The organism is Alkalimonas collagenimarina (assembly GCF_030717845.1).
Lineage (GTDB): Bacteria > Pseudomonadota > Gammaproteobacteria > Enterobacterales > Alteromonadaceae > Alkalimonas > Alkalimonas collagenimarina.
Genome location: NZ_JAUZVZ010000032.1, coordinates 19341 through 29625, shown reverse-complemented (window position 1 = coordinate 29625; position 10285 = coordinate 19341). Strand labels below are relative to the sequence as shown.

The 10285-nt window shown below is 49.3% G+C and carries 10 protein-coding genes; 9 read left to right on the top strand and 1 reads right to left on the bottom strand.

What is annotated here, in order from left to right; genetic code table 11:
* Positions 1 to 183 precede the first annotated feature (183 nt).
* Positions 184 to 1194 (bottom strand): 1-aminocyclopropane-1-carboxylate deaminase/D-cysteine desulfhydrase, encoded by a 1011-nt coding sequence (locus tag Q3O60_RS16440; RefSeq protein ID WP_305895022.1) that lies wholly within the window; start codon positions 1192 to 1194, stop codon positions 184 to 186.
* A gap of 3 nt (positions 1195 to 1197) precedes the next feature.
* On the opposite strand from Q3O60_RS16440, the gene Q3O60_RS16435 reads away from it, so the two are divergent.
* From Q3O60_RS16435 to Q3O60_RS16395, 9 genes are read left to right on the top strand one after another with little or no spacing between them, the layout of a single operon-like run.
* Positions 1198 to 2154 carry a hypothetical protein gene (locus tag Q3O60_RS16435; RefSeq protein WP_305895021.1) on the top strand — a complete coding sequence of 319 codons (957 nt, stop codon included), beginning with the start codon at positions 1198 to 1200 and terminating at the stop codon, positions 2152 to 2154.
* Positions 2138 to 2734 carry a PilN domain-containing protein gene (locus tag Q3O60_RS16430; protein ID WP_305895020.1) on the top strand — a complete coding sequence of 199 codons (597 nt, stop codon included), beginning with the start codon at positions 2138 to 2140 and terminating at the stop codon, positions 2732 to 2734. Before Q3O60_RS16435 ends, Q3O60_RS16430 begins: the two co-directional genes overlap by 17 nt.
* Entirely contained in the window at positions 2731 to 3369 is a 639-nt protein-coding gene (locus Q3O60_RS16425; protein ID WP_305895019.1) for a hypothetical protein, read from the top strand. Before Q3O60_RS16430 ends, Q3O60_RS16425 begins: the two co-directional genes overlap by 4 nt.
* Positions 3344 to 3664: a hypothetical protein gene (locus Q3O60_RS16420; RefSeq protein WP_305895018.1), complete on the top strand. Its 321-nt coding sequence runs from the start codon at positions 3344 to 3346 to the stop codon at positions 3662 to 3664. The genes Q3O60_RS16425 and Q3O60_RS16420 overlap by 26 nt, the downstream gene beginning before the upstream one ends.
* Positions 3657 to 5327, top strand: a complete 1671-nt coding sequence (gene mshL / locus Q3O60_RS16415; protein ID WP_440132266.1) for a pilus (MSHA type) biogenesis protein MshL — start codon at positions 3657 to 3659, stop codon at positions 5325 to 5327. Before Q3O60_RS16420 ends, mshL begins: the two co-directional genes overlap by 8 nt.
* A 10-nt stretch (positions 5328 to 5337) precedes the next feature.
* A complete protein-coding gene (locus Q3O60_RS16410; RefSeq protein WP_305895016.1) occupies positions 5338 to 6237 on the top strand; it encodes an ExeA family protein in 900 nt (299 codons plus the stop codon).
* Positions 6234 to 7331 carry a tetratricopeptide repeat protein gene (locus Q3O60_RS16405; RefSeq protein ID WP_305895015.1) on the top strand — a complete coding sequence of 366 codons (1098 nt, stop codon included), beginning with the start codon at positions 6234 to 6236 and terminating at the stop codon, positions 7329 to 7331. Before Q3O60_RS16410 ends, Q3O60_RS16405 begins: the two co-directional genes overlap by 4 nt.
* A 3-nt stretch (positions 7332 to 7334) precedes the next feature.
* Positions 7335 to 9062, top strand: coding sequence for a GspE/PulE family protein (locus Q3O60_RS16400; RefSeq protein WP_305895014.1), 1728 nt, complete (start codon positions 7335 to 7337; stop codon positions 9060 to 9062).
* A complete protein-coding gene (locus Q3O60_RS16395) occupies positions 9062 to 10282 on the top strand; it encodes a type II secretion system F family protein (protein ID WP_305895013.1) in 1221 nt (406 codons plus the stop codon). Before Q3O60_RS16400 ends, Q3O60_RS16395 begins: the two co-directional genes overlap by 1 nt.
* Positions 10283 to 10285 lie beyond the last annotated feature (3 nt).

The following is a 10285-nucleotide window of genomic DNA, read 5'->3' as shown; positions in this document are numbered from 1 at the left end:
CTTCGCATGGCTGCCACAGCGCTTTGCTGGTGGCATTGCAGTGGGCTATCCCTGCCCACTGCCCTTCGGGCCGTCGCTTCGCAACGTCCAAATTCGTTCCTGACGAATTTGTCGCCATGCTGGTCTTGATAAGATCTTGCATCAGCATACCTCCCCCTCGGGAAAAGGGGGGCCGAGGGGGATTTAAGCCATCAAGAGATCGTACTCTTGCTGACTAATCAACCCTCGATACAATAAGCCTGCTAACCCTTGTAGTCCGCCTGTGTGGAAGAAAACCAGCTTGGATCTGGGTCTAAAATAATGCTGCGATATTAATGTAAATACAGCCCGCATGGCTTTTCCAGTATAGATGGGCTCAAGACTAATAGTCGTGTCCTTTTTAAAATCGAGACAAAACTGCAGCAGACTGTCATCAAAGCGCCCATAACCTTTCCCGACAAAATCACTGAGCAGATGCCAATTGGTTTGTTGCTGGCTTAAGGTGGCTATTTTTTCTGACAACGTCGTATCTTTGACGACAGCGATGCCGAGTGCCTGGCAGTTAGGGTGCCCTAGGGACAAACCGGCTAAGGTGCCACCACTACCTGTAGCCGTGATCAGCACATCTGCTTTTCCGCTTGGTGTTGTTCCCACATCAAACTCGGAAACTCCTTTAACACCATAAGACGATGTGCCGCCCTCTGGCACAATCAGGGTCGAGGGATAATCCTGTTGTAACCTAGCTAGCCAAGCTGGTTCGTTTCGTTGTTTATACTGTGCTCGGCTTAGAGCTATAAGTTGCATACCTGCTTGCTGACAAGCGTTTAAGGTTGGGTTGACTGGATCAAGCTGGTCAGTGCGAACCATGCCAATACAAGGTATCGCGTTTTCGGCACAAGACACTGCAGTAGCGAGCAAATGATTAGAAAAAGCACCGCCAAAGGTCAGAATTCCGGCTTTATGCTCTTGCTGTGCTTTGTTAATGTGGTATTTTAACTTAAGTTGCTTGTTGCCTGAAACCGCCAAACTGTCGCATGTTGGCTGTACGATCCATAGTTCGAGCCGGAGGGATTCAAGGAGATGGTGCTTGATAGCTTGCCAGTTCGTTGGCTGATTGTTCATCATCATGCTAAGCTTTTGATATGTATGCAGCTGATTAAAACAGAATAATAATATAACCGCTAATAAAAGTCGGTTTCCATACAGGTAGATCAAACTATGTGGGTAAAACTACAAAGCGTCTTGTCTAAACATAAATCGAAGCAAAAGATAGCTGCTCTGCACTGGAAGCAAGATAGTTTCAACATCATCACTTTAGACCGGTCAGCGTCTCAGACTAAAGTTTCCCAAAGCATTAAACAATCCTTTGTTATGGAGCAATGGCCTCAGGCGGTCAAGTCGTTACTTAGTGAGCTCTCAGATCTAAATGAGTTGGTGCTGGTTTTAGCGCCTGAACATTACCAGTTGGTGCAGCTGGATAAACCTGCGGTACCTGATAGTGAATTGACCTCAGCGCTGCGTTGGCAATTAAAAGAATTAGTCTCTATACCAGTCGATGATATGCAAATTGACTACATGGACTTACCTACCTCGCATCAACAACAGCAGGCGCGATTGCAAGTCGTGGTCAGTAGCAAGCAGCTACTGCAGAAGATGGTCCGTCTTCTCACTAAACATCATCTGAAAATTGATTCCATTCTGCCGGAAGAGTGGGTACTGAAAAGCCTGATTCCTGCACAAAACTATCCCATTTTATTTTTATCGCACCAACCCGGTCAAGATGCATCTATCATGATTGTACGTGGTAGACAGGTGTGCTTTTCTCGGCGTATTCGTGGCTTGCAGCAGCTCGATCAATACAGTCTGGAAGATTTAAAGCAAGGTATACTGGATAATTTGGGGTTAGAAGTTCAACGCTCTGTTGATTATTTTGAAGGGCAGCTGAAACAAGCGCCGGTTCGGCATATAGTGTTGGCTCTGGATACCGACGCACAAAGTCATATTGCTGAATTTTTTCGGCAGCTTGGTTTTACTCAGGTCGAAGAGCTTCAGCTGTCATCATGGTTGCCAGAGATGACTCACAAAGAGCAAGCTGAGTTTGCTTTACCATTGGCCGCAGCCATTGAAACGTTATCTGGTGCAATGCAGGAGAGACAACTTGAAAACGCAAGTTAACCTGTTTGATAGACACTTATTACCCATTACTCAGCCCTATAACTTTCAGCGACTTTCGTTGATCCTACTTGGCTGCATCGTGCTGCTGGTGATTGTGTCAGCTGTTATTTTTATGCAGCAGCATCAGTTGACTACCCGATTGAAGCAGGCTGAACAACAATTGTTGCAGGAGCAAAATGAACTGAGTCAATTCCAGCAGTTATTGACCCAGAGAGCTCCATCAACTGAGTTGCTGCGTCAACAAGAGCGGTTAAAGAAGGACGTGGAGCGTCATCAGCGTTTACTTCGTTTACTGAGCGCCAAACAAAGTGAGCCGCAGCGCTCTTTTTCTGCTGTTATGTTGCACTTGTCTGAGGTAAATGCTCCTGAGTTATGGTTGACTGAGTTTCGATTGCAGCAGCGGCGTAGTGAGTTTTATGGCGAGACGATCCAGCCAGCATCCGTGCCCGAGTGGATGAGTCGGCTTAGCGATTCTCCCTACTTTCAAGGGCAGCGTTTTCAAGGGCTTACTCTGCAGCAGACAGATGGCAATGAAGCGTTATCGTTTCACGTGGTTGCTCGACCGGGAGACACGCTATGACCTGGCAGCAATTAAATACGAAGTTTGATGCTCTGAAACTGAGCGAGCGCAGGCTTATTTATGCCACCGCGATTGGATTGGTACTCTGGCTTGGTTTTATTTATTTGATAGAGCCAGCGTGGCAGCAGTTAGTGCAGCAAAGGCAACAACAACAGCGAGTAGCGCAGCAGATTGAACAAAGTCGAAACCAAATCGGTGATTTGCAGCAGGAGTTGGGGCGAGACATCAACCAACAGCATCGTGAGCTCATTGTTCAATTAGGGGCTCAGTTGGAGCAATTGGAGCAAGAGCTTGCTACTCAATCGGCACATTTTATCGGTGCTCGGCAGATGTTGCCGCTACTGCGCAGCGTGCTGATGACCCAGCAGCAGGTGCGCTTGGTTGCATTGAACTCGTTGGCGCCCACCATCATTGCGGTTGATGAGCAACAGCAGCCATTATTGTATGAGCATAAAATTCGGGTGGTGTTGCAGGGTAGTTATCAATCCTTGTCTGACGTACTCGCCCGATTGGAGCAAATCCCGTGGCAGTTGGGTTGGTCTAGTGTGCATTATCAAGTGCAGCAGTTTCCTCAGGCTGAAATAACCATTGAGTTAATAACGGTAGGTGATGATGCGGATTTTATTCAGTTGTAGTGTATTGCTTTGCCTGCTAAGTGCAGACTGTCTGGCAGATCCAACCAGACCAGCGCAGTTCACGCCCTCAGTATCGGCCATGGCAAGCCAAAGCAGTGAACCACTTCGATTGAGCTTGATCCGATGGCAAGATAAGCGGGCGAGTGTGATTATTAACGGACAGCTGATGCGGATTGGAGATGATATCGCGGGTTATCAGTTACGGGAAGTCCATCAGGATCATGTTGTGCTGGATAGTGCAACGGATCGCATCCAACTTTTCATTTTTCAGAAGATGACTCATAATGATGAATAATAAGCAGTTTTCTTATTTGACGATCAGTAGCCTTATTGCTTTGACCCTTTCAGGCTGTCAGGGGATGCAAGCCAGCCATCAGGCAGTAGAAGCCAAAGCGGAGTTGCAGCGTGCTGCCGCGGAACGTCCTACACCACAAAAAGCACCAGAAGTGCCAGCCTCTGTTGCACAAGATTTAATGCTGCCATCGCAGCCCGTGATGACAAGGCAAGCTGCCGAGCCTCGTTTTAATGTGGCTGCAGCTCAAGTTGAGCTCCCCGAATTTTTTGCATCTTTGGTGGCTGATTCCGACTATAGCATCGCGGTGCATCCTGATGTACAAGGCACCATTAGCTTAAACTTACGTCAAGTTACGCTCGCTGAAGCATTAGCGGTGGTGCAGGACTTGTATGGTTTTGATATCCGTCGACAAAGCCGAGTCTATCAGGTGGCCCCAGCGGGACTTCGCACCGAGACCATTGCAGTAAATTACTTAATGCTTAAGCGCAGCGGATTTTCTTCTATCTCTGTCAATTCTGGTGGAGTGTCACAAGATAACCGGACTGGAAACCAACAAGGGAACCGCGGTCAATTGGGCCGACAAACCGGGCAGTTAGGCTTAGGCGGTGATTCAATGCTTGGTGGTCAGCAAGGCATGATGCAACAGCAATTTAGTGGCAGTAATATCCATAGTGAGAGTAAGACAGAGTTTTGGGGGGACTTGCAGGAAGCCTTGCAGCAAATGTTGGGGAATGGACCAGAGCGAATGGTGGTGGTCAGCCCTCAAGCTGGGTTGGTTACTGTGCGTGGTATGCCGGATGAAATCGCCGCAGTAAAAAGCTTTTTAGGCACAGCGGAGCAGCATTTACAGCGACAGGTCATTTTGGAAGCTCGGATTATTGAAGTCACTTTAAATGATGAGTATCAGCAAGGGATTAATTGGAGTAATGCACTGGCATCCGTTCGCTCCACTGAGTTTAATTTAACCACCAGTGGTGTAGTGGCTAGCAATCCGGTCAGCTCAGCTTTGGGCGGAGTCACTGCGATTTCTTTTAGTAATGCTGACTTTTCAGGCGTTATCAATTTACTGGAAACTCAGGGCAGTGCTCAGGTACTCTCCAGCCCACGAGTCACTGCGATGAACAATCAAAAAGCCGTGATTAAAGTCGGACAGGATGAATACTACGTCACCAATATCAGCAGTGACACTACCGCGACGGTTGGAGGGACTATCAGTACTCCGTCTATTGAGTTGCAACCCTTTTTCTCCGGGATTGCCTTGGACGTCACGCCACAAATTGATCAGCATGGGCAGGTGATCTTGCATGTGCATCCTTCAGTGACTGAAACCGCAGAGCAAATTAAAACTATTCGGTTAAGCAACGAAGATGTGGTGTTGCCATTAGCGCGAAGCAATATTCGTGAGTCTGACACCATCATTCGCGCCCGTAGCGGTGAGATTGTAGTGATTGGTGGTTTGATGCAGTCCGTGATGACTGACAGCGTGTCTCGCACACCAGTGCTTGGTGCTATTCCATTATTGGGTCAGTTGTTTACCAGTAAAAACTCGTTGGAGCAAAAGAAAGAGCTGGTGATTTTATTGCGTCCGGTCGTGGTTGAGACCGATCAATGGCAGCCGCATATCCAACAATCGAGCGACATGTTAGACCGCTGGTATCCCTAAGGTTGATGCCATGTACTTGAGCCACTTCCAGCTGGAACAAATGCCATTTTCATTAACACCGAACACGGCGTTCTATGTTGAGTTAATTCCACATCAGCAAGCATTTGAAGTGCTGCAGACGGCATTATCCGCTGGAGAAGGCTTCATTAAGATTGTTGGAGAAGTCGGCACCGGTAAAACCTTACTCTGTCGCAAGTTATTGCATCACGCCCAAGAAAATTGGCGGCTGGCTTATGTACCGGATCCTTGTTTATCCCCTACTGAACTGCGTTGGGCGCTGGCAGCAGAGCTTGGCTTGCAGTACTCCGGCAATATTGATCACCAACAACTGCAACAGTTATTACAACGGCATCTGATGTTACTGGCCGCCAGGCAGCAGCAGGTGATTCTGGTCATTGACGAAGCTCAGGCACTACCAGATGAAACGCTAGAGGCATTGCGATTATTAACCAACCTCGAAACCGAGCAGCGCAAGCTGATACAGGTGGTACTATTTGCGCAACCGGAGTTGGATCAACGTTTACAACAACACCGTTTTCGCCAATTACGGCAGCGCATTAGTTTCTCCTATCAATTACGGGCGATGACAGCTGCTGAGGTTTTTGCCTATGTACAAGCCCGTTTGGCGATTGCTGGCAACCCTCAGTTGAAGTTCTCGATGTCGGCCATGCATTTGCTGGCGAATGCCAGTAGGGGGATCCCACGGCTGGTTAATCTGCTGGCTCATAAAGCGCTGATGTTGGCTTATGGCAAAGGCCAACAAAGCATTACCCGAGGTCATATCCGCGCGGCAGCTTATGATACCGAAGATGTGAAGTGTCGTCGTTATTACGGGTTAATTGCTATGGTTGTCTCATTGTTCGCTGTGCTAGTTGTCTCCGCTTGGTGGTATTGGGGGCGACTACTATGAGTGTGATCAACCAGATGTTACGTGATTTAGATAAGCGCGAGCCAAATCAGACTACCACGACATCGTCTCAGGCGATGATTACCAGTGGACAGGGTAGCCTCTACCGTTATTGGCCAGCGCTATTGTTGGTGGTTGCGCTTGTTCTTGGAGCCTTGTGGTTACTGCTGAGTCCTTATTCTTTACGACCAGCTGTTGAGCCCGGTGGTGTGGTGAAAAGTGTATCTGAGCTGAATCCGGCCCAACCTGCTGAACCTTTGATTGTCGTTGATCCCTTGTTGCTTGCTGAATCAGAGGCTTTGTTACCGCATACTGAGCCATTGCCTATCTTGAGCGACGAGGAACACTCAGCTAACTTTCAAGGGAGTGACGCTGACATCTTGCTAGTGCAAGATGATGTATCGACCTCTGGTCGCGCGACGAACCCCGAGAGTCATGCTACGGTTACTACTCCTGTCAAGAATGAGGAGGCTGCAGCGGATGCGAGGCCGCAGCCGAGTATGCGGGTTGATCGTATTGAGTTGACGCCACAACAGCAGCTTGAGCAATTGAAGCAACAAGCGTATGAAGCTGAGCAGCGCGGTCAAGCTGAGCAAGCCAGCCAGTTATGGCAACAGTTGATGGCGTTAGAGCCTGCCATGGAGGAGCCCTATCTGGCGATGGCGCAAGCAGCGCAAATACGTGCCAATGAAGCCGGAGTGCAGTATTGGCTGCAACTGGCGCTAGAGCAAGGTGCTGACACGATCAGCGTGCATGAGCAGTTGGCCGCCAGCTATGCCCGGCAGCAGTTATGGCCTCAAGCGCTGCACTATCTGGCTTACATACCTGAGACTGCCATGAGTGTTGATCATCAGGCTTTGCAGGCTACCGCGTGGCAACAGTTAGGCCAGCATCAGCAGGCATTGCTTAGTTTTGAGCGTTTGGCTCAACAGCAGCCGCTGCAAGCGCGTTGGTCTTTGGGAATGGCATTAAGTCATGATGCGCTTGGACATTCAGATCAGGCGCTTGATTTATTTGGTCGTAGCTTGCAGCTGGGCGGCAACCTGAACCCGGCTACGGTAAGTTACATTCAGCAACGCATACAGGATCTGAACTGAACGATGGCAAAACCACAACTAAAAATGCGATTAGGTGACTTGCTGGTTCATGAGCAGATGATCAGCGAGCAGCAATTAGAGCAAGCACTGGCAGAGCAACGGTTGACGGGCCGTAAACTCGGTGCGACCTTAATCGATCTGAATTTTTTAAAAGAAGACGATCTGCTGCACTTTTTGGCACAACAGCTGAATGTGCCTTTTTTAGATATAAGCCAGCGGCGTCTCGAAGCCAAAGTGGCTCAACGGCTACCTGAAGTTCATGCCCGTCGCTTTAAAGCGCTGGTGTTAGAGGAGCATGAAGAGAGCGTACTCTTGGGAATGAGTGATCCGGCCGATTTATCGATCCTTGATCAGTTGGCACCTATGCTGGCACCGAAAACGATTGAAATCGCAGTGGTGCGCGAAAATCAATTGATGGAGGCTTTTAATAACTTATACCGCCGCACCAAAGATATAGAAGGCTTTGCCACCCAGCTGAAAGAGGAGTACGCCGAAACAGGCGATGTCGATTTTAGTGCTTTGAGTCTCGATACCGAAGCTGATACCACCATCATCAAGTTATTGCAGTCCATTTTTGAAGATGCCGTGCAGGTCAGGGCGTCTGATATACACATCGAGCCAGATGAAAAGTTAATTCGCATTCGTCAACGGGTGGATGGGGTATTGCAAGAAAGCACCTTGAATGAAGTGAGCATTGCATCTGCATTGGTGCTCCGACTGAAATTGATGGCCAATCTGGATATTTCTGAAAAGCGTTTACCGCAAGACGGTCGTTTTCAAATTCAGGTGAAAAGTCACAAAATTGATGTACGTTTGTCTACTATGCCAGTGCAGCATGGCGAGTCGGTAGTGATGCGTTTGCTGGATCAAACGGCAGGGTTACTGACGCTGGAAGAAACCGGCATGCCGGATGACTTTATCGCCAAACTGCGGCAGCTGATCAAAAGTCCTCATGGCATGATTTTGGTCACCGGGCCGACCGGATCGGGCAAAACCACCACGCTGTATGGCCTCTTAAGTGAACTAAATAAAGAAGGCAGTAAGATTATCACGGTGGAAGATCCGGTGGAGTATCGTATATCACGCATCAACCAGGTGCAGGTGAATTACAAAATTGGCCTGGGTTTCAGTGAAGTACTGCGCACCACCTTACGGCAGGATCCGGACATCATCATGGTGGGGGAAATGCGGGATCAGGAAACGGCAGAAATGGGCCTTCGCGGTGCCTTGACCGGTCACTTAGTGTTATCCACCTTGCACACCAATGATGCGGTGACCAGTACCTTACGGTTAATTGACATGGGCGCCGCCCCTTATCTGGTGGCAAGTTCACTGCGGGCGATTTTGGCGCAGCGCCTGGTGCGGCGTATTTGTGATCAATGCAAAACCGACTACCAACCCGATGATCTGGAACAAAACTGGCTTCGTCACTCCAAGGCGGATCCCAGCGCCCGGTACTGGCATGGCAAAGGCTGTCAGTCGTGCAACTACACCGGTTTCAAAGGTCGGGTGGGCGTATTTGAGTTACTCATTATCACCAAACCCCTGGCTGATGCGTTACGCCGTGCCGATAATGAAGGTTTTGCTACCTTGGCGTATCATAGCGAGCAGTTCCATAGTTTAGGTAAGATGGCGCTCAATTATGCTCAGCAGGGGGTGACCACGCTGGATGAAGTGATCCGGGTATCGGAGTACATAGAAGCTGATGAACCGGTGATTGGGGATCATTGATGGCTGAATTCAATTACAGCGCTCGCGATCAACAAGGTCAGTCGGTGCAGGGCAAAATGGAAGCCAGCAGTGAAAGCAGTGTGGCCGATGCATTGCGCCAACGTCAGCTGGTACCCGTGCTTATCGAGCCACAAGCCATCCCCGGCAAAGGATTATCGATAGAATTATGGCAAGGTCGCGTCACTCTGACTGAGCTCATCATGTTCTGTCGGCAGATGTATGCCCTCATGAAAGCGGGCATACCAATGATCCGTGCTATCGAAGGCCTGGCACTCAGTACTCATTCCAGCCGGTTGCAGCAGGTACTATCCAAGCTGGGTGAGGAGCTGGAAAAAGGTCGTACTCTCTCCGTGGCTATGTCAACGCACCCGAAGGTGTTCAACCGTTTGATGATCAGTATTGTTCATGTTGGCGAAAATACCGGCCGGCTGGATGAAGCCTTTCAACAGCTGACCGACTATTTTGAACAAGAGCAGGAAACTCGTAAGCAAATTAAGCAAGCCACTCGTTATCCAACCTTTGTGCTGTTGGCTCTGGCGGTTGCCATGGTCATCTTAAACTTGCTGGTGATCCCGCAGTTTGCCAGTATGTTTGCCCGCTTTAATGCTGAACTGCCCTGGTCAACGCAGGTGCTACTGGCCACTTCGTCTTTTTTTCAGGCTTTCTGGTGGTTGCTTGCCATCGCCACTGTTGGTGGTTTTTTTCTGCTGCGCTATAGCATCGAAACGGATACCGGGCGGGTGCGCTGGGGGCGGATAAAACTACGAGTCCCCTTGGTGGGCGATATTATTAAACGAGCAACCTTGGGACGCTATGCCCGCAGTTTTGGCCTGATGCTGAAAGCCGGAGTGCCAATGACGACGGCGCTGAGCCTGGTTGCAGAAGCGGTCGATAACGCCTATCTTGGAGAGAAGATCCGCGAGATGCGGCGAAAAATTGAGCGGGGGGAGAGCTTGTACCGGGTTACGGCGCAAAGCGGTATGTTCACTCCGCTGGTTATGCAAATGGTGGCGGTTGGCGAAGAGACTGGCCAGATGGACGCCATGCTGCATGAAGTCGCTGGTTTCTATGAGCGGGAAGTGGCGTATGATTTAAAAACTTTAACAGCCCGTATCGAGCCGATTTTAATTGCCATCGTCGCTGGCATGGTATTGATTTTGGCGCTAGGTATTTTTACGCCGATGTGGGATATGTTAAGTGCCTATCGCGGCAGCAATTAATGC

Bases quoted from the DNA above. Each gene is read 5' to 3' on its own strand.
- Q3O60_RS16420 (WP_305895018.1), top strand. From the start codon at position 3,344: ATGATGCGGATTTTATTCAGTTGTAGTGTATTGCTTTGCCTGCTAAGT.
- Q3O60_RS16410 (WP_305895016.1), top strand. From the start codon at position 5,338: ATGTACTTGAGCCACTTCCAGCTGGAACAAATGCCATTTTCATTAACA.
- Q3O60_RS16435 (WP_305895021.1), top strand. From the start codon at position 1,198: ATGTGGGTAAAACTACAAAGCGTCTTGTCTAAACATAAATCGAAGCAA.
- Q3O60_RS16405 (WP_305895015.1), top strand. From the start codon at position 6,234: ATGAGTGTGATCAACCAGATGTTACGTGATTTAGATAAGCGCGAGCCA.
- Q3O60_RS16400 (WP_305895014.1), top strand. From the start codon at position 7,335: ATGGCAAAACCACAACTAAAAATGCGATTAGGTGACTTGCTGGTTCAT.
- Q3O60_RS16425 (WP_305895019.1), top strand. From the start codon at position 2,731: ATGACCTGGCAGCAATTAAATACGAAGTTTGATGCTCTGAAACTGAGC.
- Q3O60_RS16395 (WP_305895013.1), top strand. From the start codon at position 9,062: ATGGCTGAATTCAATTACAGCGCTCGCGATCAACAAGGTCAGTCGGTG.
- mshL (WP_440132266.1), top strand. From the start codon at position 3,657: ATGAATAATAAGCAGTTTTCTTATTTGACGATCAGTAGCCTTATTGCT.